Origin of the sequence: Microcoleus sp. AT3-D2, from assembly GCF_036705715.1 — a bacterium.
In the GTDB taxonomy this organism is placed as follows: Bacteria; Cyanobacteriota; Cyanobacteriia; order Cyanobacteriales; family Microcoleaceae; genus Microcoleus.
Genome location: NZ_JAUBVE010000017.1, coordinates 1 through 25,297, shown reverse-complemented (window position 1 = coordinate 25,297; position 25,297 = coordinate 1). Strand labels below are relative to the sequence as shown.

20 protein-coding genes are annotated in these 25,297 nt (G+C 43.2%); 8 read left to right on the top strand and 12 right to left on the bottom strand.

Features of this window, described 5'->3' with window-relative positions; all coding sequences use genetic code 11:
- Positions 1–174: 174 nt before the first annotated feature.
- Positions 175–765, bottom strand: coding sequence for a rhomboid family intramembrane serine protease (locus tag QUB44_RS10265; protein ID WP_333366324.1), 591 nt, complete (start codon positions 763–765; stop codon positions 175–177).
- 470 nt (positions 766–1,235) lie between these two features.
- Here QUB44_RS10265 and QUB44_RS10260 point away from each other — a divergent pair, with 470 nt between their 5' ends.
- A complete protein-coding gene (locus tag QUB44_RS10260; protein WP_333048531.1) occupies positions 1,236–1,613 on the top strand; it encodes a Mo-dependent nitrogenase C-terminal domain-containing protein in 378 nt (125 codons plus the stop codon).
- 381 nt (positions 1,614–1,994) lie between these two features.
- On the opposite strand, the gene QUB44_RS10255 is transcribed toward QUB44_RS10260, so the two are convergent.
- A complete protein-coding gene (locus QUB44_RS10255) occupies positions 1,995–2,453 on the bottom strand; it encodes a hypothetical protein (protein WP_333366320.1) in 459 nt (152 codons plus the stop codon).
- A gap of 604 nt (positions 2,454–3,057) precedes the next feature.
- On the opposite strand from QUB44_RS10255, the gene QUB44_RS10250 reads away from it, so the two are divergent.
- Positions 3,058–4,122, top strand: a complete 1,065-nt coding sequence (locus QUB44_RS10250) for a cold shock domain-containing protein (protein WP_333366314.1) — start codon at positions 3,058–3,060, stop codon at positions 4,120–4,122.
- A gap of 52 nt (positions 4,123–4,174) precedes the next feature.
- On the opposite strand, the gene bchB is transcribed toward QUB44_RS10250, so the two are convergent.
- Complete coding sequence (gene bchB / locus QUB44_RS10245) at positions 4,175–5,701, bottom strand: ferredoxin:protochlorophyllide reductase (ATP-dependent) subunit B (protein ID WP_190659189.1); 1,527 nt, start codon at positions 5,699–5,701, stop codon at positions 4,175–4,177.
- 1,067 nt (positions 5,702–6,768) lie between these two features.
- On the opposite strand from bchB, the gene QUB44_RS10240 reads away from it, so the two are divergent.
- A complete protein-coding gene (locus QUB44_RS10240; RefSeq protein WP_333366311.1) occupies positions 6,769–12,282 on the top strand; it encodes an AAA family ATPase in 5,514 nt (1,837 codons plus the stop codon).
- A 266-nt stretch (positions 12,283–12,548) separates the two neighbouring features.
- On the opposite strand, the gene QUB44_RS10235 is transcribed toward QUB44_RS10240, so the two are convergent.
- Complete coding sequence (locus tag QUB44_RS10235; protein ID WP_333366308.1) at positions 12,549–13,760, bottom strand: acetate kinase; 1,212 nt, start codon at positions 13,758–13,760, stop codon at positions 12,549–12,551.
- Positions 13,761–13,990: 230 nt separating this feature from the next.
- On the opposite strand from QUB44_RS10235, the gene psaK reads away from it, so the two are divergent.
- Positions 13,991–14,251 (top strand): photosystem I reaction center subunit PsaK, encoded by a 261-nt coding sequence (gene psaK, locus QUB44_RS10230; RefSeq protein ID WP_333331916.1) that lies wholly within the window; start codon positions 13,991–13,993, stop codon positions 14,249–14,251.
- Between the two features lie 45 nt (positions 14,252–14,296).
- On the opposite strand, the gene QUB44_RS10225 is transcribed toward psaK, so the two are convergent.
- The 3 genes from QUB44_RS10225 to QUB44_RS10215 are packed head-to-tail and all read right to left on the bottom strand — an operon-like array spanning position 14,297 to position 16,755.
- Complete coding sequence (locus QUB44_RS10225) at positions 14,297–14,935, bottom strand: histidine phosphatase family protein (RefSeq protein WP_333366305.1); 639 nt, start codon at positions 14,933–14,935, stop codon at positions 14,297–14,299.
- A 28-nt stretch (positions 14,936–14,963) separates the two neighbouring features.
- Positions 14,964–15,656, bottom strand: a complete 693-nt coding sequence (locus QUB44_RS10220) for a DUF3226 domain-containing protein (protein WP_333366302.1) — start codon at positions 15,654–15,656, stop codon at positions 14,964–14,966.
- Complete coding sequence (locus QUB44_RS10215) at positions 15,649–16,755, bottom strand: AAA family ATPase (protein WP_333366299.1); 1,107 nt, start codon at positions 16,753–16,755, stop codon at positions 15,649–15,651. Before QUB44_RS10215 ends, QUB44_RS10220 begins: the two co-directional genes overlap by 8 nt.
- 103 nt (positions 16,756–16,858) lie before the next feature.
- Between QUB44_RS10215 and QUB44_RS10210 the strand changes: the two genes are divergently transcribed.
- Together QUB44_RS10210 and QUB44_RS10205 are read left to right on the top strand one after the other, a co-directional pair.
- Positions 16,859–17,071: a DUF433 domain-containing protein gene (locus QUB44_RS10210; protein WP_333366297.1), complete on the top strand. Its 213-nt coding sequence runs from the start codon at positions 16,859–16,861 to the stop codon at positions 17,069–17,071.
- A 16-nt stretch (positions 17,072–17,087) separates the two neighbouring features.
- Positions 17,088–17,411, top strand: coding sequence for a DUF5615 family PIN-like protein (locus QUB44_RS10205; protein WP_333366294.1), 324 nt, complete (start codon positions 17,088–17,090; stop codon positions 17,409–17,411).
- 108 nt (positions 17,412–17,519) lie between these two features.
- Here the strand turns inward: QUB44_RS10205 and QUB44_RS10200 are convergent, their stop codons facing one another.
- The 4 genes from QUB44_RS10200 to QUB44_RS10185 all read right to left on the bottom strand — a co-directional run bounded on the left by QUB44_RS10200 (position 17,520) and on the right by QUB44_RS10185 (position 22,975).
- The gene (locus QUB44_RS10200; RefSeq protein ID WP_333366291.1) at positions 17,520–19,994 is read right to left on the bottom strand and encodes a phosphoketolase family protein; all 2,475 of its coding nucleotides are present in this window, start codon (positions 19,992–19,994) and stop codon (positions 17,520–17,522) included.
- 468 nt (positions 19,995–20,462) lie between these two features.
- Positions 20,463–20,897, bottom strand: a complete 435-nt coding sequence (locus QUB44_RS10195; protein ID WP_333366288.1) for a hypothetical protein — start codon at positions 20,895–20,897, stop codon at positions 20,463–20,465.
- Between the two features lie 7 nt (positions 20,898–20,904).
- Positions 20,905–22,191, bottom strand: a complete 1,287-nt coding sequence (locus QUB44_RS10190) for an AAA family ATPase (protein WP_333366287.1) — start codon at positions 22,189–22,191, stop codon at positions 20,905–20,907.
- A gap of 535 nt (positions 22,192–22,726) precedes the next feature.
- Positions 22,727–22,975 carry a hypothetical protein gene (locus QUB44_RS10185; protein WP_333167058.1) on the bottom strand — a complete coding sequence of 83 codons (249 nt, stop codon included), beginning with the start codon at positions 22,973–22,975 and terminating at the stop codon, positions 22,727–22,729.
- A gap of 635 nt (positions 22,976–23,610) precedes the next feature.
- Here QUB44_RS10185 and QUB44_RS10180 point away from each other — a divergent pair.
- Positions 23,611–23,970 carry a DUF433 domain-containing protein gene (locus QUB44_RS10180; protein WP_333366284.1) on the top strand — a complete coding sequence of 120 codons (360 nt, stop codon included), beginning with the start codon at positions 23,611–23,613 and terminating at the stop codon, positions 23,968–23,970.
- Positions 23,971–23,974: 4 nt separating this feature from the next.
- Positions 23,975–24,322 (top strand): DUF5615 family PIN-like protein, encoded by a 348-nt coding sequence (locus tag QUB44_RS10175; protein ID WP_333366281.1) that lies wholly within the window; start codon positions 23,975–23,977, stop codon positions 24,320–24,322.
- Positions 24,323–24,726: 404 nt separating this feature from the next.
- Here QUB44_RS10175 and QUB44_RS10170 read toward each other — a convergent pair whose 3' ends face one another.
- Positions 24,727–25,278: an HNH endonuclease gene (locus tag QUB44_RS10170; RefSeq protein WP_333366278.1), complete on the bottom strand. Its 552-nt coding sequence runs from the start codon at positions 25,276–25,278 to the stop codon at positions 24,727–24,729.
- Positions 25,279–25,297 lie beyond the last annotated feature (19 nt).

The following is a 25,297-nucleotide window of genomic DNA, read 5'->3' as shown; positions in this document are numbered from 1 at the left end:
CGCCGTGAACAGTGAACAGTCAACGCCGTGAACACTGAACTCGAATTTACTATTCCGATGCTAACGGATTTGATATTACACAAGAAACCAGGTTTATTGACAAAAAACCTACGCTTTCAGATAATTTATGAGCAATAAACCAAGGTGAGGATAGGATGCAGCCTCAGTCTTATTCTAGTTAATTCGCCGTTTCTGCCGCCCCAAAAGTTGAGCTGTTAATACCCCGCCGACGAAGCCAAAGAAATGCCCTTGCCAGGAAACTCCCGGCTGCTGCGGCAAAACTCCCCAAATTAAACTGCCGTAGAAGAAACCGACAATTAAAGATACCAAAATAGAGGTAAAGCTGCGTTCAAAATAGCCCCGCAGCAGCAAAAAGCCGAAGTAACCAAAGATTAATCCGCTAGCACCAATGTGAATGGAATTGGGCGCGCCGGTCAGCCAAACTCCGAATCCGCTGACTAGCACAGTGACGGCACTCACGATAAAAAAGTCGCTTATTTCTCGCAGCATTATCAACCAACCCAATGTCACTAAAGGGAGGGTATTGGCAGCTAAGTGAGCAAAACTGCCGTGCAGAAAAGGCATCAACAGGATGCCTTGAAGTCCGTCGAGGCTGCGGGGGCGGATTCCGTAGACATCCAGCCTGCCTCCGAACAGGAAGGCATCGACAATTTCGATAATCCAGAGGAGGGAGACGAAGCCACCGAGAATGGCGGCGTGGCTTTGCAATTCGCGGGTGATAGCTTTGGTTTCTGGGTTACTCATGGGTTGTGAGGGCGGTGATACCGATTATTTCTCATTGTAGAAGTTTCTGAGCGATCGCGAGCAAAGATAGTTGGGGCGGGGTTTCAGGGTTGTTTGCAGCAGAGCTTATTTAGAAATATGATAAGTTTTATTAAAAGTTCCGCATTTTCACGTATAGGATAATTCACCTCGATGCGTCACAATTGTAATTGAACTACAAAAGGAGAGTCAACCGAAGGTTGAAGCTAGAACGTAGAAGACAGAATTTTTACCCTATCAATCAATTGTTCGGCTTGAAATGAGGACACTTTTTCGATCGCACACCGTGACTAAAAAAAATCAGGAACTACTTTTCTCGCCCTAAGTCATTAATTTAAGAAGTTCAATCCGGTAAAGCAAAACGAGATGCTGTAGATACTGATTGTAGATAATATCGCACAAGCTCTACAGAGAGTTCTTGGCACCTCGTTATAAAAGAGGAAGAGAGCAAAATGAACGTATTTGAGCATACAGTCTCCTACCGAACTCTGCCAAATTGGGTAGGATTTGGCAAACAAGAAACAGCCGTTAATGTCGCTACAAATTCTCAACCTTACGGTCAAAAGCCACACTTTGACCCCTTGCATCCGCTAAAACAATGGCTTGATAACACTGCAATTAAAAGTCAAAAGTTGGCTCGGTTGCTGTGTAAGTTTATTCCCAGCCAGTGTCCGTTTGAGCGGGAAGTTAAAATTGGCGATCGCACTTTATTATCCATTCCGCCGCTGTGCAAGTTAAATCCGCTTTACGAGCAAGTGGTTGGGCTGCGCTTTCGAGCTTTGTGTTATTTGGCTGACGAGTGTGGCGAAGATGTAACTCCTTATTGTTAATTCTGCAAAAACTTAAATTTCTCACTGTCTTTTCACCCTCCCTTCTCCTTGTTGGGGAGGGTTTTTTTATTTTGAGATTATTCGGCGGTTGAAACTTGTTATATCAATTCCGGTTGCACCGGAATTATTGTTGACTGTTGACGGTTGACTGTGAGTCGAAAAACTGAATGGTTGAGTGTTAACAGTTGACTCGATTTTATTATGTTGATGCAACCGGAAACGATATTAACCTCAAACTCAAATGTGGCGAAGCGCCGGTCATTTGAATTCGAGGTTAAATTATACAAACTTTCGTCTGCCTCAGCAGAAAAGCCAGATATTCTGTTAAATCCCCGGCTTTTTGAAGAATTCGGGGCTTGAAAGAGCGATCGCATTTAAATACTAAAGGGAGCGAATCACTCGTTGTTCGAGAATGCGTTTGCCTTTGTTATAAATACTAAGGCTGGCTCCTGTAACGATGTAATCGTAGGTGCCATTTTTTGCCACGTAACCAGTCCCCTCTTCAGTTCGAGCACGCAGGGCGATCGTGCTGCCGTTACTCTTTTTAACCCCGTAGTAATATAGTTGATGAGCGTGGTTGTAGCACAGATAAATCCGAAAGTTGCTGGTCTCGAAATAGTTTGCCACTTTCTGTCTTTTGCGAGCACAAAAATCTCTCACCTGTTTTTGGGGAGTGGATACATGAGCTATTTGTATGGTTTCAATCGGAGACTGAGTGCGAGACGCTGTTGGTGCAGTGCTTGTGTTCGATTGTCCTATAGCAAAGGTTGCCGCTGGATTGCTGGCAAATAGCATTAAACCGAGTAAGCTGGTTTGTGTGAGTCTTGCTGTGAAGTTCATAAGTCATTCCTTTAAAAGATGTTGATGCGTCTAATCTAGGTAAGTTGGATTGATTAGGGCGATCGAACAGTACAGTTTTCACAATTGGCCTCAAGGAGGAAATCCTTGGATGCAATTTCCGTTTCCCCTGAGATCGGGCACTATTCTCAATAAGCTTTTAGGGGCAGGCTAGAAGCCCGCCCCACAAGAGGATTGAATGTATAGTCGAAAGCTGGTTACTGAGAATGATATTTTTTTGTGAGTTTCCCTGCAACTGACTAGCCGACAGACAATTAAAAAACTGGCACTTTGGATTGCTGAGAGGACTTATGTACTAACAGGCGATCGCGATGACAAAGCAGAGAATTCTTTTAAATCTTGTGCGCCAACTGCTGGCGCGGATGCTAATTTTCATCAATTTCCATAAGTGCGATCGGGTAGTCCTGACAATGCAGGACTACCATTTTATTATGTGTGGATTGGCTTATAATATCTAAGGTATACTTATTTGATAAATCAATTGTAGCAAATACTCTTTCAAGCTGATTCTAAAGTTACGAGAGAGTTAATCATTTTCAGATAAAATATTACTTTCTCAATCATCGTTCAGTATTCGAGGCCAAAAATGGGGGAAATTTCAGAGACAAGCCGTTTTCAAGGACGAGTGGTAAAAATTTTTAGTGATAAAAGAGGCGGATTCATTTCCCCCGATGATAAAACTGATGACCTTTATTTTATCGCTTCACAAGTTGAACACGATAAATTTGGAACTTTGAAGCTGGGATATGTCGTTACTTTTACTGTTGGTCAAAGCAAGGATGGCCAGCGGTTTTTTGCTAATAAAATAGAATTAGTCAGCGAAGGATATCATCGGTTTTCTACAACAAAACTTCGTTTTTCTGGGTATGTAAAAAATATTTTTACTAACAAAAAATGGGGTTACATTACGCTTGAGGGAAGCACTCAAGAACTCTATTTTATAGCCAAGGAAGTAGAAGATAATAAATTTGAAAGTTTGAAAGTAGGCGATGCAGTTACCTTTACCATTGGTGAGAGCGAAGATGGGAGACGATTTGCCAATAGAATCCAACTTCTTGATGTTGACCAAATAGAGCAAAATGATACTCCTGCTGAGTTGCTCCCCACTCCTATCACCTGTGATGAACTTAAAAACCAAATAATTGAGCAATTTAAGCGAATAGTACATACAACCAGCTCAAGTGAATTTGAGGACTTGACTTTTTTATTACTGAAAAATTTGGGCATCCATTATCTCTATCAATATGACAAAAGAAACCAAGCTGGTAGAGCCGATGGATTTTTCATTATTGGCAACCTTGCAGTAATGTATGATTGCACGCTCAGGGAGGGTTTTGAAGAATATAAAAAAGACCAGATTGAAAACTATATAAATAAGCTTGAGCAGGCTCAGTTGACATTTAACCTGAGATCTTCAGACGGTGTACAAAAGAAAAAAACTCTTAGAATTGATGGCAAAAGCAAACAAGTTTGGATTATTACTCTAGGTCAAACGCGAGAAATCAGTGATTACGGTAATATCAAAGTTAAGGAAGTTTCGGTAAATCATCTTATTTGGCTACTTCAAGAGAGATTAAACCGAGATGTGATAGAAGAAGATGATTTGGCCCTGAATCTACTATCTCGTATAGAAAAGTTCATTCCTGCTTAAAGCAGTTTTGCATTTTGAGTAAGGTGGGCCAAATGCCCACCCCATCAACTAACTATGCGCCGACAGATTCCTTCGCTGCGTACAGCACCTCAACGGTAATCTTATCAATTCCCCGATCGCGCGCAAACTTCTCAGTATTCCGCTTCACCTTACCCCGCACAAAACCAGGGATTTTGTTCAATTCTGCCTGTCCATCCTTCGTCCAACCCATGTCAGAATCAGCCGAAATACCCTTCGTAATCACTTCCTTGGTATCGTGGCCGCCGAAGATTTCCAGCAAGTGGTCTTCCATTCCCAAAGTGAAGGAATTGTAGACCAAATCTACGCACTGATTCGTGCCTTCATAACCCAAAAATGGCTTGTAGCCGATCGGGAAATTTTGGACGTGAATCGGTGCAGCAATTACGCCGCAGGGAATATCCAAGCGCTTACCAACGTGGCGTTCCATTTGCGTGCCGAAAATCGCCGAAGGTTCCGCTTTGGCGATCGCATCTCCAATCGCCCCGTGATCGTCGGTGACGAGCACTTCATCACAATACTCGCTAACCTGTTCCCGGAACCAGTCAGCGTCGTGTTTGCAGTAGGTTCCAGCCCACACAACGTGGATTCCCATCTCGCGAGCCAAAATCTTCGTCATCGCCGCAGCGTGGGTATTATCGCCAAATACGACGGCTTTTTTCCCGGTTAAGTTTTGGCAGTCGATCGATCGCGAAAACCAAGCAGCCTGCGACACAAATCGAGTTTGTTGATCAATAAAGTTTTCGTAATCAACATCCGCACCTTGAGCGTTCAAAACTTGCTGAATCTTGCGGATGCAGCGCGCAGTTTCTACCACACCCATCGGCGTAATATCCACCATCGGCGTGCCGAATTCTTTTTGCAAATACTCCCCGGCCATCATCCCCAATTCCCGATAAGGAACCAAGTTAAACCAAGCGCGGGGCAGTCTTTTTAAGTTATGAACCGAAGCACCTTCGGGAATAACTTCGTTGACTTCAATGCCCAAATCTGCCATCAAACGCTTCAACTCGGTGCAGTCGTGCTGGTTGTGGAAACCCAGCGTAGACATACCGATAATGTTGACAGATGGTTTTTCGCTTTTGGCTTCTACTAAATCGCCTTTTTTGCGGGCTTTGTTAATGTAAAATTGGACGATTTGATCCAAAGTGCGATCGGCAGCTTGCAGTTCGTTTACCCGATAATGGTTAACATCCGCCAGCAATACATCGCCTTTGGCATCCAATTGAGCTCTCTCCACGAAGTTTTCCAAGTCTTCTTGCAGAATGCTGGAGGTGCAAGTCGGGGTGAGCACGATTAAATCTGGGTGTTCTTCTCTGTCTTTGCGGGTGATGTTGTCCACCACCCGTTCTTGCGAACCCCGCGCCAGTACGTGTCTGTCAACGACGCTGGTAGTTACTGGAGTGAAATCCCGTTCCCTCTCCAGCATGGAACGCATGACGTTAAAATAGTCGTCTCCAATCGGTGCGTGCATGATTGCATGGACGTTTTTGAAGGAAGTGGCGACGCGCAAAGTGCCGATGTGGGCTGGGCCTGCGTACATCCAATAAGCCAATTTCATAGGTTTTTTTCCTGGTGCTGGTTGAGAATTGCCCGATCGGGCGATTACTGCTAAATTTTAAGGTTGTTTCTGATTTTCTCACCGGATGAATCCTTGAGAAATACTAAGTTTCTGAGGATTTACACATTTGGGAAATGCTCAAACGCTTTGTCTGCTTGGCATTTGACTCGCAATTTAAACCACTTTACCTGGGTTTTATGGCAATAATTCTTAATCTTTCCTAAAATTTTCTTAAGAGTTAGGCAAATTTGATTAATGTAGGGTTCGCTGCCGCGCACCAGACAAGGTGCAATAATTCAGCATTTTTTGTCAAATTTACTCTGCTCAAACGGTCAATCGATTTTAGATTTTAGATTTTAGATTTTAGATTAAAGAATTGAAGGATTGACCCCACGGATAAATTCGGGGGTTCCTTTATGGGATACAGGTTTTTTATTTCTGGACGGATGAATCCGGGGGCTTGTATCCTGGATAATTTAGGTCAGTTAGTATTGTTAATCGATCGGTCAAAATAGATAGAACTGAAGAAAATTTCAGATTCCGAAGCAACACTTACTTCCCTCAGCGCCTCGGTCGCCAATTATAGTTAAGATTTGCACCGGCCGATTTTTTTAAAGCACCCACAATTCGGGCCTTCTCACGGAAAAAAATACATCTTTCACCACTTGCATATTTTCACGAGATGTGGTGAAGATCCCCTAAAGTCAAGCGATTGCTTGGAATCGGAGATGATTTGGTTGTCAGAATGGCGATCGAGCATTAGAGTAAATCCTTACACAAATCCTGTATTTGTGATTTTGTTTACCTAACTGCTGAGGTGACGAAAGCCCCAGGGCGCTTTTGTCAGCAGTAGCTCTTTGCTGTCAAGGCCTGCTTTCCCACACATCCCAAAAGATAGCTCTTGAGCGATAATGAAGAATAACATAGGATTTACGAAAAGAAACCCGATTTACACGATAAAATCTTGGGTTTGTCAACGACTAGCAACGAAGAAACCCGGTTTCTAGCCCGCCGCGCGTCAGTCCTGTAACATTGACCAAGCACACCTAATTTGAGAGAACCCAACTATGATGGCAATTCCCGGCGTTGCAGTTCTCGCTCTCATTTATGAAAGCAGCACTTCCCTGGTTTACCGCGGTCACAACGAGCAGAACAACCAACCTGTTATTATCAAACTTATCAAAGAAGACTATCCGACTCCTGAAGAACTGAATAGATACAAGCGCGAATATGAGATCACTGCCAACTTAAGCCTGTTGGACGGAGTTGTGAAAGTGTATAAGTTGCAACAGGTTAGAAATAGTCTGGCAATGATCTTAGAAGATTTTGGCGGGGAATCTTTAAAAATTTTTATGGGTTCCCAAAAATTTACACTTTTAGGATTTCTGACTACTGCCATCAAAGTAGCTGAAACTTTGGGAGAGATTCACGGAAAAAATGTAATTCATAAAGATATAAATCCCTCTAATATAGTTTTTAATCCTGCTACAGGACAAGTGAAACTAATAGATTTTAGCATCTCAACAGCATCCAACCTAGAAAATATTCCCAGTAAAAATCCCAATTTTTTAGAAGGCACTTTAGCCTATATGTCGCCCGAACAAACCGGCAGAATGAACCGGGTAGTCGATTACCGCACCGACTTTTATTCCCTCGGCGTGACATTCTATGAAATCCTGGCAGGACAACTCCCTTTTCCCACTACAGATCCCATGGAGTTAGTTCACTGTCACATCGCCAAACAGCCAGTACCTCTCGCTGAAATAGTCCCAGAAATTCCTAAAGCTGTTTCAGATATTGTGATGAAATTGTTAGCAAAAACCGCTGAGGAGCGTTATCAAAGTGCTTGGGGACTAAAAGCCGATTTGGAATCCTGCCTGTTTCAGTGGCAAACCTCTGGGGTTGTTTCTGAGTTTCCTCTCGGCAGCCAAGATATTTCCGACAAATTTCAAATCCCTCAAAAACTTTACGGCAGACAGCGAGAAGTTGAAACTCTTTTAGCGGCATTTGAACGGGTAGCAGCCACAAATAATCGAGGCTACCGCACCGACAATTCTCAAATTTCTGTCATCAAAAAAGAGAGCAAATCGAAAAAAGAAATTCCCTTGTCAGTTTTGGCGAGAGGACAGCATAAATCCCGCAGCGAGATGATGCTGATTGCCGGTTATTCCGGCATTGGCAAATCTGCAATGGTGAAGATTTTAGACAAACCTATCACTCGCAGACGTGGATATTTTATTTGGGGAAAGTTTGACCAGTACAAGCGAACTATTCCTTACTCGGCCGTTGTCAGCGCTTTTTCGGAATTGGTGCGGCAACTGTTAACTGAAAGCGAAGCTCAATTAGCAGTTTGGCGCGAAAAACTCCGCAGTTCCTTCGGTCAAAACGGGCAAATTATTATTGATGTCATTCCCGAAGTTGAACTAATTGTCGGAGCTCAGTCTCCTGTAGCTGAATTGGGGCCGACGGAATCTCTGAACCGCTTTAATTTAGTCTTTCAAAATTTCATTCGCGTATTTTGCCAGCCAGAACATCCGCTGGTCATTTTTCTCGACGATTTGCAGTGGGCTGATTCTGCTACTCTCAAATTGATCGAATTGATGATGACAGATGAAGCTACGCAATATCTGTTTTTAATTGGTGCTTATCGGGATAATGAAGTTAGTCCCACTCATCCTTTAATGATGACTTTGGAGACGCTGCGAAATCAGGAAGCTATCATTAATCAGATTGCTTTGTCGCCGCTGGGGGTGGAAAACATCACTCATTTGATTGCCGAGACTTTGCACAGCGATCGAGAATCTGTCAAACCATTAGCTGAATTGGTAATCAGCAAAACCGACGGCAATCCTTTTTTTGTCAATCAATTCCTGCAAACATTGTATCAGGAAAACCTGCTAGTTTTTCACCCGCCCCAGTCGGGGAGCAAGGGCGGCTGGCATTGGGATATGACTCAAATTGAGCAGTGCGCTATCACTGACAATGTAGTAGATTTGATGGTACAAAAATTGAGAAAACTGCCAAGTTCAACGCAGCAAGTTTTGCGTTTAGTGGCTTGTTTGGGCAACGAATTTGACTTAAATACTCTTTCTTTAATTCATGAAAAAGAAGCCTCGGAAACTTTTTCTCACCTGTTGCCGGCGATTAAGTCGGGACTGATTCTGCCAACTTCGGAATTGGAAAGCAAGTCATTAGATTACGTGCTATTTCCGCTATTAATTCTGAATTATAAATTTTTGCACGATCGCGTACAACAAGCAGCTTACGCTCTGATTGACGACTCGCAAAAAAAGGCAGTTCACCTGAAAATAGGCAGGCAAATCCTAGAAAACACCCCGGCTGAATATCGCGCTGACAGAATCTTTGAATTAGTCGATCACTTGAATGTAGCTCGATCGCTAATTAAAGACGATCGAGAATTAATTGAACTGGCAACGCTGAATTTAGACGCGGCCCGCAGAGCCAAAGATGCCACTGCTTATGTTGCTGCCTTGCAGTATTTGACCGCAGGCATGGATGGTTTGAGCGCCGATATTTGGGATGCCCACTACGATTTAGCCTTTGCCTTGCACATGGAGCGGGCAAATGTTGAGTATTTAAACGGTTATTTCGAGAATTCTGAAGAATTTATTAATATAACTCTGGAAAAAGCGCGATCGCCCTTAGAAAAGGTAGAAATTTACAACCTGCTGATCGTGCAGTACACCCTGCGGGCGAAGTACGAAGAAGCCGTTAAAGCCGGAATCACAGCTTTGGACTTGCTAGGCATTGACTTGCCACTAGACGGGCTACAAAAAGTCATATCCGAAGAATTTGCAGCAGCTACAAATATTTTAGCAGGTAGAGAAATAGCTTCCCTAATTGACGCCCCCGAAATGACTGTACCCGACAAAAAAGTTGCAGTCAAATTAATTACAAACTTGCTGACATCGGCTTACCTCAAAAATCCCGACTTGTGGAAAGTCAGCGTTTTAAAAGGAGTCAATCTTTCTCTACAATACGGTTTAGTACCCGAAGCCTCTCTTTGCTATGCTGGCTACGGTATGTTCTTAAACGCAGTTTCGGGAGATTACAAAGCTGCGTATCAATTTGGCTTGCTATCGCTGAATCTCAGCGAAAAATCTGGCAATATCGGCTTGAAGTGCAGAGCTTGTTCATCCCTGGTCAGTATTTTTTATTACTGGTTCAATCACATCAAAGATTCCCATGCGATCAGCAATGAAGGATATCAAGCAGCTTTAGAATCAGGAGATTTAGAGTATGCGGGTTATATCCTGTCCAACCGCATAGCTAACTCCTTTTTTCAAGGTAAAGAAATCTCGCAAATTTTGGTCGATACGAGCAGGTATTTGCAGTTCAGCCAAAAAACAAAAAATCAGCTCGTAACCGATATATTATTAGGGGTAGAGTTAATTCTCCGTAACTTGAGCAAACTAACTCCTGAAAAGTTTGTATTTGAAAGCGAAGATATCAGCGAAGCTGAATACGTACACAACTGTCAAGCTCATCAAAATTTGTACTCGCTCTGCCTTTATCAGATTCGTAAATGCCAGGTAATGTACTGGTACGGCAACTTCAACGAAGCGCTACAACTAGCTTTTGAAGTAGAAAAACAGCTATCTTTTATTACCGGAGCCATACCCGCTACCGAATGGAATTTTTTCTTTTCTCTAACTTTAGCCGCCGTTTTCCCAAATGTTTCAGAAGACAAGCAAAAGGAATACTTGGAAAAGTTAGAGGAAAACCAAAAACAGATGAAAATTTGGGCAGACAACTGTGCCGAAAATTTTCTGCACAAGTACCTTTTAGTACAAGCAGAAATAGCCAGAATTTCCAAGAAAGATTCAGAAGCTGTAGAATTGTACGATTTCTCTATAAATTTAGCCCAAGACAATGAGTTTGTTCAAAATGAAGCGCTAGCTAATGAACTAGCAGCTAAGTTTTGGTTGAGTAAAGGCAAGTATCAATATGCCAAAATCCACTTGCGTGAAGCTCACTCGTGCTACTTGCGCTGGGGTGCAGTTCGCAAAGTAGAAGATTTAGAACAGAAGTATCCGCAGTTGCGGGAAATGACGCCGCTCAACGGAAGTTTTAACAACAATCAAACTACCACAACTATTCATACTTCTACGGGCAGCGATGCGAGAGTGCTGGATTTGGCAACGGTAATGAAAGCATCTCTGGCGATTTCTAGCGAAATTGTCCTCGATAAGTTGCTGGCTTCTTTGATGAGAATCTCCTTAGAAAATGCGGGTGCTCAATTAGGTTTTCTGATTTTAGTCAGAGATGGCAAACTGTTGATTTCAGCTAAAGCGTCAGTATTTTCTGAAGATGTAGCCGTGCTGCAATTTACGCCTGTTGAAGGCTATCAGGATTTACCTGTGACGGTGATTAATTATGTGGAAAGGACTCGCTCGGATTTGGTATTGAGCAATGCGGCGGCTGAGGGACTATTCACAGCAGATCCTTACATCGCTAAACACCAACTGCAATCTATTTTGTGTACTCCAATCATCAATCAAGGCAAACTGATCGGCATTCTTTATTTAGAAAACAATTTGACTGTCGGAGCATTTACTCCTCACAGATTGGAAGTTTTAAGGTTGCTTTCTTCCCAAGTTGCTATTTCTTTGGAAAATGCTCTCCTTTACAATTCGGTGGAACAGAAAGTGCAAGAGCGGACGCAGGAGTTAAATGAAAAGAACGAGCGTTTAGAACAAACTTTGCGCGAACTTAAACTAACTCAAGCTCAATTAATCCAAACGGAAAAAATGTCTAGTTTGGGGCAAATGGTCGCTGGTGTAGCTCACGAAATTAATAATCCTGTAAGTTTCATCTACGGCAATCTTAATCCGGCTAGCGAATACGTTAAAGACTTGCTAAACTTGATTGAGCTTTACCAGCATCACTATCCAGAACCGGCTGAGGAAATTTTAGAAGAAATAGAAACAATTGAGCTGGAATTCTTGAGCGAGGATTTGCAAAAGCTGCTGGATTCCATGAAAGTAGGAGCAGAAAGAATCCGGGATATTGTGCTAAGCTTGCGGAATTTCTCGCGCCTCGACGAAGCGCAAATGAAGTCGGTAGATATCCATCAAGGCATCGACAGTACGGTGATGTTGCTGCAACCGCGCCTGAGAAAAGAGGGCGGGCGTTTGGGAATTGAGGTGATTAAAAATTACAGCACGCTACCCCTAATTACTTGTTATGCGTCTCAGTTGAATCAGGTGTTTATGAATATTTTGACAAATGCGATCGATGCTCTCCTCGTAGCAAGAGATTGCCCGGAAAACTCTCATCAACAGCCTACGATTACAATTTCTACAGAGGTGACTGACAGGAATTCTGTCATCATTAGAATTGCCGACAGCGGGCCAGGGATGAGCACTGAGGTGCTGCACAAGATATTCGATCCATTTTTTACAACTAAGCCCGTGGGTTCGGGAACTGGTTTGGGATTGTCTATTTCTCACTCGATTGTTGTCAGTTCTCATGGCGGAAAATTGACTTGCGTTTCTGCACCCGGAGAGGGGAGCGAGTTTATTATTGAAATTCCGATCGCCCCACGGCAAGTTTTGTAATCGGCGCTACTATCAACCCACAGCATTGCTGAAAGAATAATGATGTTTCAGGGAAAATGGAAGAATAAACGTCTCTACCTCTCTTTATCTGCGTAAATCCGCGTCCATCCATTGTCATCTGCGGTGAATACATTCTCTTTTTTAAATCGCAGATGAGAGCAGATAAAAACAGATTAATTTGATATATTCCGGTTGCGCCGTTCGTGATTGTTGACCCTTCGGCGAAGCTGATCAGCCATCGCTCTTGAAGGAATTCCTAAAATAAATTAGTGATAAAGTTTCCAGCATTCTCGCGCAATTTCCCAATCCTCCTGCGTGTGAATTACCAAAATTCTCACCGCTGAATCCACTGCCGCAATATCTTGATCAATCGGTGACTGTTGATTTTTCTCGCCATCCAATTTTAACCCGATAAATCCAAAAGCTTCGCAAGCAGCAGCCCGCACAACAGCAGAATTTTCCCCAACTCCCGCCGTAAAAATTAAAGCATCCAACCCTCCTAAACTCGCCAGCATGGCACCAATTCCGGCACGCAAACGGTGGACATAAATATCCAAAGCAAGTTGAGCTCTCTGATTACCTTGGGCGATCGCATCTCCTATCTGCCGCAGATCGCTAGACACCCCTGAAATCCCTTTTAAACCAGAATTTCGATTGAGAATACCATCAAGTTTCTCAGCAGTAAAATCGGATTGTTTTAACAGATGAATGAGGATGCCTGGATCGATCGAACCCGATCGACTTCCCATCATCAAACCTTCCAAAGGCGTAAATCCCATCGTCGTGTCAACACTCCAGCCACCGCGAATGGCCGCCAGAGAACATCCGTTGCCCAAATGACAGCTAATCAACCGCAAATCTGCCAAATCCTTACCCAGAATGTCGGCGGCCCGACGCGCGCAATATTGATGGCTAATCCCGTGAAAACCGTAGCGCCGAATCCCATTTTCCAGCCATTCATAGGGGCCGGGATAAACAAAGGCTGCGGGCGGCAATTGTGCATGAAAAGCTGTATCAAATACTGCTACTTGCGGCACATTTTCAAGGATTTTTTCAATCGCTTCGATACCTTCGAGGTTAACCGGATTGTGGACAGGGGCGAAAACAGATAAACGGGCGATCGCCTTTTTAACATCCGGCGAAATTAACGTACTTTGCTGATAATCTTCCCCGCCATGTACGACGCGGTGGCCGACAATATTAATCTCTTTTAAATCATTAATTGTTTGAGTTTTTCCCCTCCAAAGACTCTCCAGCATTCGAGAAATAGCATCTTTGCGAGAGTCTGAGGCAAACTCCTCCTCAAGTTGATCGCCTTTTGCTGTTTTGACTTTCAACTCTGCTATACCCTGCTGGTGAGTCCAATCAATTTGAGCTGACCAGAGGGGTTGCAAAGGTCGATCGGGCAGGACATCGTTTAACTCGTAAAGACAGCTCTTTTGACTGCTAGAACCCGCATTTAACACCAGTATTTTCATGCTTTATTATGTCCTGTTGATTCGTTCTTTCGATCGCTAGGCGATTGAAATCGCGTCTTGTCAAACTTTGGTTTCAGCAGAGGGGGAGTAAAAAATCTTGAGATCCTGGGAAAATTATTAAGAAAAATGTCGAAAAATTAACTGTTAATGCAATCTGTAGCTAACAGTTGCATTTTTTTGATATATCTTCTATGCAGATTTTCATTTACTAAAGTTTAAGGAGCCGATCGATGTTTACACCAATTTTACTTGCCGTTGCCCCCAGAACCGTAGAGTGGAGCCCCACGATCGGTTTGATTATGATTCTTTGCAATATTTTAGCTATTGCGATCGGCAAATCAACCATCCAGAATCCTACCACAGGCCCAGCAATGCCCTCATCTAGTATGTTCGGCGGTTTGAGTTTGGGTGCAGTTTTAGGAACTACTGCCTTTGGTCATATTTTGGGAGCAGGTACTATTTTAGGATTGTCTTACATAGGCGCGATTTAGTTTCAGACACTCCGGGTAGGCAGTGCGCGCACCCTACCCGCAATTTCAAGTACCGGGTAAATTGCGGAGGTTTTCATCCATGTACGATCGATCGCCCAAAACCTCCAGCAGCGGCCCGCGCACGTCAAACTTGACAATACTGACAGAAGCTGCTAAAGCGGCAATGCGATAGCGATAACGTCCCAAATCAATCCCCAACAAACTGCACAGAATAATTCTAATAGTCGCCTTGTGCGAGACAACCAAAACATTACCGCTCTTGTACTTTTCCTGAATTTCTGCGATAACTAAGGACGATCTGCTAGCAATTTCCACGGAAGTCTCGCCGCCATTCGGTGCATTCCAAGCAGGTTCAGTCAGCCAATTAATATAATCTTCTTCGTATTCTTTTTTGACATCTTCTACTGTTTTGCCCTCCCACTCACCGTAATTAATTTCCCTCAGTCCGTCGTGAAGCTGCATTTCAATTCCCACAGCATCGCACAAAGGTTTTGCAGTAGCAATAGTTCGTTTCATCGGACTGACATAAACAGCATTCCAAGGCAATTTGGCGTAAGTGGCGGCAAACTGTTCTGCCATTTGAGCACCTACGGGCGTTAATTCGGGATCGATATGGCCACAGAAACCGCCAGTCTGGCTGTAAGTCGTTTCACCGTGTCGTACAAAGTAGATTTTTAAGCTCATGAGTTAATTGTGTGTGAATTTTACTATGTTAGCAAAAGAGTGTAAAAAACTCCTTCAAATCATTGAGAGCAGGATGAGCCCAATTCCAAATATCTTTTTTGTGTTTCATAACATAATCAAACTCAAACATACTGCATTTTCTGCCAGCTTGTTTCTGATCCTGTTTTGAGCAAGTATCCAACCTCACATAGGTGTTAACCCAGAATTTATCAAAATCTTTCTTCTTGATTTCCTTTTCCTTGCCTTCTATGCATTCTTTCCAACTATCCAAACAATCAGCATGAGTAGAATCTTTAGCCTTTATTTCCTTTAAAAGCGTTTCCAGTTCGCCTTGACCTCCAACATTTGTAAAGTAACAAGCCAATTTGGCTTTTGTTCCATTATCTCCAGAAATATCGATAAATTGTTTAGTGCTTGACAAAGTTTCAGTTTCAGTTCCAAACCCATTTTTTATACAGTTGTTTACCAATCCCAGCCGCTCTTGCTCTGAATAGTTATCGATATCAATAATAATCCCTATTTTTTTTACCCCTTTTTTTGGAATCTCTGCTTTTAAATTTTTTAAAGCAGAGATTAACTTTGTTTTGTCCAAGCCGTCCAAACTTTTATAATCATCTATATAAATAGGTGATGCTACCTGGAGATCGCAGTTTAGTTTCTCAACCATTGCCTGCATGAAAATTCTATCATTTTTACTTTCTACTATGACAATATTACTCACCTCTCACTCCTTCTTGATGCTCAATGGCATAACTAAGAGTTTCCAAATCGCGCCGAATTCCGATTATTTGATCTGTTTTCCATTTCTTTGCCATTTCAAAATATGCGCTGCTGCATTCCTGATTTGGTTCTAAACCCACATCAGCAAATGCTTGAAGCATCTCTAAACTGTGCGTTGTAGCAAAAATCTGGGTATCCAGTTCAACCGCCAACCGAAATAACACTCTCCAAAACTCCCGCTGACTTGTATGGTGAATGCCATTTTCTATCTCATCGATTAGCAATATTTTATACTTATTGTTTACCAGTTTAAGGATTATTTCTGCAACTCTGTTAATGGCATCTCCAAACAATGATAAAGGCAAACGCTGTTCGCCTTTTCTTCTCAAGTAGAGCGTGGGTTCTCCAATCGAAAAACTCTCTACTGATTCTATAGAAGAGTCTAAAACTTGAAAAGCTTTCAAAACTTCACTATCTTTGTCATCCAAACGCGCTCGATCGTAGGCTTCTGTGATCTCTTTTCCAGAAAACATGATAAAGGAAGGAATGATTGGTACTTGGTCAGTAGTAGAAGTGCTACCAGTAGTTATTGAACCACTGGAACTGGCTATTAAAGAAGACGTAACTGCTTTTTTTTCGTTTATTATTAACTTAATAGTTATTACAGATACACCAGACTTGTCCTTCGGCAAAGAATCTATTATTTCTCTTATATCTTGACGATGCGACCTCTTACCTATACCCAAAATATCATCTATGCTTATAACTTTATTGAGGGATTCTATGGATATTTCTACTAGCTCGGATTTCTGATTTTCCTCTTTTCCTATAATTACTATTATTCTATCTTTTTTTAGTGCATAAAATAAGTTATCCCAAGCTCTCTGAGGCATAGCTTCTAGGGCGTCTGAGGACTCCCGTCTAAGTTCTCTTAATATTTCTAGACTGCCAGCTTCTGGAGCAACATTGAGAAAAATTGCTTCTAGCAAGGCTGTCTTGCCAGCATTATTTTTACCGCCGATTAAATTGACTCTTTCAAACCCAGAAATTTTGATTTGCTCAAAACACCTAAAATTTTGGATTTCTATTTCTTTCAGCATTACCGCCTCTTTTGAATGTACAAATCCTAAACCACCGTTGATTTATGCTAACATTAATTCTATCTTAATTGTTTTACTTGATCCGCAACAAGCAACGATCGTCATGCAGAATGTAGACCTATTTGAAGTGATTGAACGCGATCCAACCAAGGTGAGTGGTGCATGGATATTTCGGGGAACGCGCGTACCTGTTGCCGCCTTTTTCGAGAACCTTAAAGATGGAGCCTCTATTGACCAGTTTCTCGAATGGTTTCCGGGAGTAACTCGCACCCAAGTACAGGTACTACTCGATCGCGCCCTACCCTCGCCTCATTAACGCAGATAGCGCAAGCATGAAGATATTGTTCGACCAAGGTACGCCAGTACCGTTGCGCCGATCGTTGCTGGATCATAAAGTAGATACTGTTTATGAACGTGGATGGTCAACATTAGCAAATGGCAATCTGCTCGACACAGCCGAACGCGAGGGGTATAATCTGCTGGTCACGACCGATCGCAGATTGCGTTATCAACAAAACCTGGCAAGCCGACAAATTACTGTTGTGGTTTTGCGGTCTACTTCTTGGCCTCGCATTCAAAAACATCAAGACGAGATTCGGAACGCGATCGACACGATTGTTCGGGGCGCATACCTCGAAATTGAGATTGCTTGCTGAAGCTTTATTCTAATACAAATGGAATCCCGTAGGGACACGGCAGTGCCGTGTCCTAATCCACGATCCTGTGCCGGACACGGCAATGCCGTGTCCCTACCCAGAATATCGCTATCCAGGCGCACCCGATCGCACAGTTTGATCTGGTGTCGCCGTCGGATCTTTCGTTTCCTTCGGCGGTTCCGGCGAAACCGGGCCCGCGTGCGGCCACTTCCAGTCGCGGATTTCCGGCATATCATCGCCGTGCTTGGTGATATACTGCGTGTGCTCGATCAGCTTGTCACGGATAGCTTGTTTGCCGTAAGCTGCTACAGAACTCAGTTTCGGAACGCGATCGAGTACATCTCCAACTAAATGGAATCGATCGAGGTCATTAATCACCACCATATCAAACGGCGTCGTAGTCGTTCCCTCTTCCTTGTAACCCCGAACGTGAATATTCGGGTGATTTGTCCGGCGATAAGTCAAGCGGTGAATCAGCCAAGGATAGCCGTGAAAAGCAAAAATCACCGGCTTATCCTTCGTGAACAAACTATCAAAATCCTTGTCAGACAAACCGTGGGGATGTTCGCTAGCAGGTTGCAGCGTCATCAAATCCACCACATTAACCACCCGCACTTTTAAATCCGGATAATCTCGGCGGAGAATGTCAACAGCAGCCAAAGTTTCCAGCGTCGGAATATCACCCGCGCAAGCCATCACCACATCCGGTTCGCCACCTTTATCATTGCTGGCCCACTCCCAAATGCCGATGCCGGTCGTACAGTGTTTAATCGCAGCATCCATATCCAAATACTGCAATGCCGGCTGCTTCCCTGCAATAATCACGTTGACATAGTGACGGCTGCGGAGACAGTGATCCGTTACAGACAGCAAAGTGTTCGCATCCGGCGGCAAATAAATCCGCACCACTTCCGCTTTCTTGTTAATTACGTGGTCGATAAAACCCGGATCTTGGTGAGAAAAACCGTTGTGGTCCTGCCGCCAAACGTGAGAAGTTAGCAGGTAGTTGAGAGAGGCGATCGGTCGGCGCCAAGGAATGTCGTTAGTAGTTTTCAACCACTTGGCGTGTTGGTTGAACATCGAATCGATGATGTGAATAAACGCCTCGTAACAAGAGAAAAAGCCGTGGCGTCCCGTCAGCAAATAGCCTTCCAGCCATCCCTGACATAGATGTTCGCTGAGGACTTCCATCACCCGGCCGTCGGGGGAGATGTGGTCGTCTTCGGGCAAAATTTCCCCCGCCCACATCCGGTTCGTCACTTCAAACACCGGATCGAGGCGGTTTGAGGCCGTCTCGTCGGGCCCGACAATGCGGAAATTGGCGTTTTCCTGATTCAGTGTCATCACCTCTCGCAGGAAGCGGCCGGAAACGCGGGTTGCTTCTGCTATTACAGTGCCCGGTTTTTGCACGTCAACGGCGTAGTCTTCAAATTTCGGCATTTTCAAGTCTCGCAGCAGCAGGCCGCCGTTAGCGTGGGGATTTGCCCCCATGCGCCGAGATCCCTTGGGTGCGAGTTCGGCCAATTCGGGAATTAACTTGCCCTTTTCGTCGAAGAGTTCTTCCGGCTTATAGCTTTTCATCCAATCTTCCAGGAGTTGGACGTGTCCCGGCTTAGAAGCCATTTCCGAAAGTGGGACTTGGTGCGATCGCCAATAATCCTCAGTTTTCTTACCGTCAACTTCCTTCGGCCCCGTCCAGCCTTTGGGAGTTTTCATCACAATCATCGGCCACTGGGGACGGCCCGAATAGCCCTCTGTCCGGGCTTTTTCCTGAATCGCCTTAATTTCGCCGATCGCGGTATCGAGAGTTGCAGCCATCAACTGGTGCATGGTTTCCGGGTCTGAACCTTCCACCCAATAAGGTTTGTAGCCGTAACCAACCATCAAACTTTCCAATTCCTCTTGCGGAATGCGGGCCAACACGGTTGGATTGGCAATTTTGTAGCCGTTCAAGTGCAGAATCGGCAACACGGCCCCGTCCCGAACCGGGTTGAGAAACTTGTTAGAGTGCCAGCTAGCAGCTAGCGGGCCTGTTTCCGCTTCCCCGTCGCCGACAACGGCCGCCACAATCAAATCGGGGTTATCGAAGGCCGCCCCGTAAGCGTGGACGAGGGCGTAGCCGAGTTCGCCGCCTTCGTGAATCGAACCGGGGGTTTCCGGGGCGACGTGGCTGGGGATACCGCCGGGAAAGGAGAACTGTTTGAACAGGCGTTTGATACCCTCTTCGTCTTCGGAAATGTTCGAGTAATATTCGGTATAAGTACCTTCGAGATAGGTGTTGGCGACCAAGCCCGGCCCGCCGTGTCCGGGGCCTGCGATGTAGATGGTGTTGAGGTCTTGGGCTTTGATCAGGCGGTTGAGGTGAACGTAGATGAAGTTTAAACCTGGAGTGGTGCCCCAATGTCCGAGGAGTCTCGGTTTGACGTGTTCGATTTTGAGGGGCTCTTTGAGTAGGGGGTTGTCGAGGAGATAGATTTGTCCGACGGATAGGTAGTTTGCCGCCCGCCAGTAGGCGTTCATTTTGTGTAGTTCTGAGTCGGAAAGCGGCTTTAATTGCGGGATCTCGGTTGTTCCTAGCATCATCAGCGATTGACTCCTGAGTTTTGGTTGTTTTGTAAAGTGCGATCGATAAGTGCGATCGATATTAATTTGTTATTTGTGACATTTTGTATTTAAACTCCATGTCTTCCACGCAAACTATTGAATTCTAGCTTGTTTATGCCTCCATCAAAGTTTAAATTAATGTTAATTTATAGCTAAATATCGCACGACTTTGATGCAATAAAGCGGGCTACTTGCGGGGATCAAGGGATTCAGTAATACATAATAGGATTTACACAAGATTTTTGGTAGGCTGTACACTCCGCACTGAGCCGTAGTATATGTTGCGAGTGGTAGGATGTGTTGGGTAAGTCCCCAAAAAGATACTTCTCAAGGTAGAACTCGTAATGATTTATATGTGAATTAAATTTTATTTATGCAGGCGAATTGTCTGCTGACTCCTTTTCTGATAGAGTTCTGTATGTTTGTCATATCAAAGTTCTCGTTAGTTTAGCTTAGGGACGTACTTAAATCATACTCATCTTGAATATTCTTGATTCTGAAACTAGCATTAAATTTTTTCTTAAACTGACTTTGTAGCTGTTGTATATTTGTTGTTTGTTTTGGCACACGTGTAGACACCACAAAACATAGCTTCTTAATCTTTTGGGGATTTTCCGAAAGTAATTTAATAGTTGATTCTATTTGTTTAACCGCCTGTGCAATATCGCTTCCTTTCAACTCTACATATATTTCTACTGCATCAGAAGGAATGAGTGCATAGTCGCAACGCAAAGTCTCATTGTCACTAATAACGCAGCCATCAACCTTAATTTTTAATATTTCGTCTTGATTCGGGTTGAGGAACGTTATTTTACTTTTGTTTTCCTTCAAGACAATATTGGTGTCCGATTTACGTTCCTCACACTCTGGAAGACTTTTCATATACGATTCAAACTAAGTTGAGAAGTTGATCGAATTCAATAGCTAATTCATCAGAAACAGAATCAATTACTCGCGCGTCAATCAACCCAGTATCAGGACACACAATACTATTGCATTTTCCCTTCATCAAAACATAGGCTGAGATGTCGTCCACATCTAATGATTTGTATCTAGATACAATCTTTTCTAGTTGATGTTGTATATCTTCGCTGGACTCTTCATAAAGAAGCCCAGCCTGGAGCAGATTATTAAGTGCTGTCAGGACATAAGGACTATGGGTAGTTATAAAGAATTGAAGTTGCTCTTTGCGAGAATTAAAGACAGTAGCGATCAACTCGACAATATTACGCTGTGCGCTTGGAAATAAATGCGCTTCCGGCTCCTCAATATAAACTGTCTGACCGACAGGAGGGGAAGCTAGAACAGGTAGTGCAGCTAGGATAATTGTCAGAGGCAATGTTTCCTGTTGACCGGAAGATGAGTTCGCAATACTAATACGTCTTCCATCTGCCACCTCCAGAAAATCTTTGCCTTTTTCGTGTATATGCTTACCACATAAAGACTGCTCTATTAGCCTGTTTATTTCCTCTACTATATCTTTTGTATACTTATCTTCAGGAGGAATATATTGTATACGCAAATTTTTTATCCTTTCGTATGTTGAGCCAAACGATCTTAGAAATGGATCTAAGGTATTATTGCTTGAAAGAAAAGAAAAAATATTGCTCTGAAGATTAGCGAAAAATGAGCGGCCAGCAGGAATAAAAAGCTGATTGAAGGCTGCCTCTCGACCAATGGATCTGCCTAAACTTTCTACTAAGTGATCTTTTAAAATTTTCTGGCTAAAAAGTGAACTATTAATAATATTAAAACTAAAAGTTATTTCAGAGCTTTCCTCTCTGGCTTTTTTGAGTAAATTGCGTAGGTCTGCCAATTCTTTCTTGAAAAAATCTGAATAGCTGAGGGAAATTCTACCTTTGGTATCCTGTTTTCTCCTAACTTCTATAAAAACATTGGAAATTTCATACCTGATGAAAAAATCTTGTTTTCCCCAAGAATCAGGAGGAAAATATTCCTCAAACCTCTTGGAATAGTTTGAATCTAGATTGCGTTTTGTCTGCTCATTCTCTACAACCGATAAAATTTCCCAGACAAAGTTCTTAAAATAAAATAGAAGTTTAGCGCAAACACTTTTACCACTGGCTTGAGGGCCAATAAGTATATTTATTCGTTTGATTTGAATTTCTAAATTTTGGATACCACAAAAGTTTCTAATTATTAATTTTTCAGCCATAATTGAAATCAAGTATGGTAAGGGCTTGTGTCATCTTAACATACCAATTTAAATTTTATGGTTAAAGTGGTCACTTTTGTGTTAATAAACCGAATTAGTCACCCAAGGAAAAACTTCAAACAACTCTCATTAATATCAAGATGGATTTATACCATTTGTACCAATATACTTTTGGATGACCGCAGTTTTTTCGTGAAAGTCGATCGCCCATATCGCCTTTCTGGTCGCTGAGGAGATTTTAGACCAACGTGCGGTTAGTGATAGGGAAAGGAATTACCGAAACCCTAAAATAATACCATTTTTACAAAGTTTGGCTAGAAAATAAGTGTTGGGTTTATTTACATCGGCTCTCGATCGCACAGGTGCGGCTCTGTGAGATTGTCGATATGCTGCGTTAGGGGTTGTTTATGGCGGCGCATCCTACGACTACTTAGCAGATGCTACAAAGTAAACTCAAGCAATCTCAATCCGAAAATCACTGCATCGGTTTGATTGCTGGCTAGATGCCATCGCCAATATTTCCGGCTGAAAAAACTTAGGAGGCGACTAAAACAGGGCTCTCTGAAATCCGGCAAACATTGGACACAGTTGGCTGCTGGGAAACGACTCGCAGTTCGTGAGGATAGCGGGGACGCGGGTCATTTTCTAACCAGATGGGCGGTACCATCATTACTTCATAGTAAGCGATCGTATCGAAAACACCTGGCTGGGACTTCAACTCCACTGTTAAGCCCGCTCTGTACTCAAATGCTTCTTCCCAGTCTAGATTTTCATTGATACCCATAGCGATCGCGCCTCTTAATCTTGTTTCTTTTCTCCATTGTAGAGCACTACATAAAGCATTCGGTACTTTCTGTTGCTTATGATACAATTTTTAACCTTATATGTTCGTTCCCTGACAATTCAAGAGAGAAGAGCAATTGTCAATAAGTAAATAGGATGATTTTGCTGACGGGTGACAAGTAAGCCCAAAAGCGAGCCCTGACAAGCGTTTGAGTTGAGATGTCTCAAAAAGAATAAGGGCGATCGAACCCCGCAGACGTTTATGACACAAAGGAAGAGAACAGAAGAGAATTTTAAGGACGGAAGTACAAACCTATTTTTGCCAGCTTGGCTAATATTTTATAAGTCAGCCTTAATTTGGAACTGGTATAAACACATGATTATCTAGCCCCAAAACACTACATATAGCCTTTCGATCTCTCATATGAGGTACTCAGGGGCATAGGCCTCCGTGGCCTCCGTGGGCATACCTCACTTTTTTGAGAACCGCTATATTTTGTGCTTTGTCAAGCAAGCTATAATCAAAAAAATTATCAAAATTTTCACGCTCCCTCGATTGCAATCTAGAGTCAACTGATTCGGGCGAGCGCACTATAATAGCAAATAGCTACATAATTCATAAATCCTAAAATTTCCATGACAATCAAAGAATTAGAAACACAACTTTTGGCATTAACGCCAACCGAGAAAGCTGAGGCAATCAGCATCTTAACCCAAAGCCTGAAAAACAGCGGCCGCCCGATTACAAAAACTCCCGGCGTGATGGGCGGCGATGCTTGTATTCACGAAACTCGCATTCCCGTTTGGTTGCTCGCCAGCTATCACAATGACGGCGCTACCGATGCTTTTATCCTAGACTGCTATCCCCATCTCAGTGCTGCTGATTTGGTAAATGTTTGGGCTTATGCTGAAGCTTATCCTGACGAAATTGAGGAAGCAATTAGACTGCAAGATGAGGCGGACGAAATGTTAGATACACCTGAAAATATCAAATAAACCTATGGCGTGTCTCTACGCAGACGAACAATTTCCTCGGCAAGTCGTGCAAAACCTGCGGTCTTTGGGGCATGATGTCCTGACTGTTCAAGAAGCAGGAAATGCTGGACTACCTGATGAGGATGTATTAGCATTTGCCATCATTGAAAATCGGGCTGTTTTGACCGTCAACCGACGGGATTTCTTTCAACTGCACAAGCTGCAACCTGACCACTGTGGTATTATTGCCTGCACGCGAGATGACGATATTGCTAGACTGACTGCTAATATTAATGATGCAATATCTACTGCTGAGACATTGACGAAAAAAGTGATTCGTGTCTATCGCTCAGGGCCGCCGTCCATATCTTAATTGAATTCAATAATAAGGAATTACCGAAGCCCTAAAATAACAAAGGCTCCTTAAGGAGCCTTCGCCAAAATATAAATTTTGGTATTCAGAACGTCTTTACCGGAATTCCTAGACCCTCGTGAGTAACGGGATGTCATGATTAGATCATGTCTGCTGCATCCATAGGTCTAATATAATTTATGGTTTGGATCTGTGTCAAGTTTTACTCAAGCAAAGTATTAAAATTTTCCAGTGTGGGCGATTTGCGGTATAGTACGCTTTCTAGTTCTGGATTGCCGCAGTTTTGTCGTGAAAGTCGATCGCACATATGGCCTTTTCTGGCGGCCCAGGAGATTTTAGACTAACCAAAGGTCAGGGATAGGGTGGGTGGTGCGATCGGCGTTGGGCGATGGAATAGCGATTTGTTAGGTTGCTGAATAATTTGCAGCACTCTTCAATAGTAGTGCGTTAATTTCCTCAATCGTAAGTGGTGGCGAACGTCGATGAATCATGGCATGGCAATTGGGGCATACAGGACGCAAATCTTCTACCGGATTAACCTCGTATTCTTCACCAATCTCAGAAAGCGGCCGAAGATGATGGATGTGAATAAAGCCCTCTCCTAATTCCCCAAACACTTTCCCAAAATTGAAACAGCAGACATAGCAAGTTGCCCCGTAGTGTTCAATACATTTTTGTCGCACAACTGGGTTGCGTTCATAGGCGTTGACTGATACTTTACAGACTGTTCCTTCTCGGAAAGTCGTAGATGGAGAAATTTCATCAGGGAATATTTCTGTCTCAAATGTCCAAATGATTTTGACAGGTGTGATATCTTCTACTTCTTCTGCGTTTCCAATTCCAGCAAAGATGAAGGGTTCTTTGTTATCTTCACGCCATAAAATATAGGTATCGCTATGGGAGCATCCCGGTTTTGCAAAAGCCTCAAATAGCCAAGAGGTCGTTGAGGTAAGCACAACGAAGTTTTAGCATTTG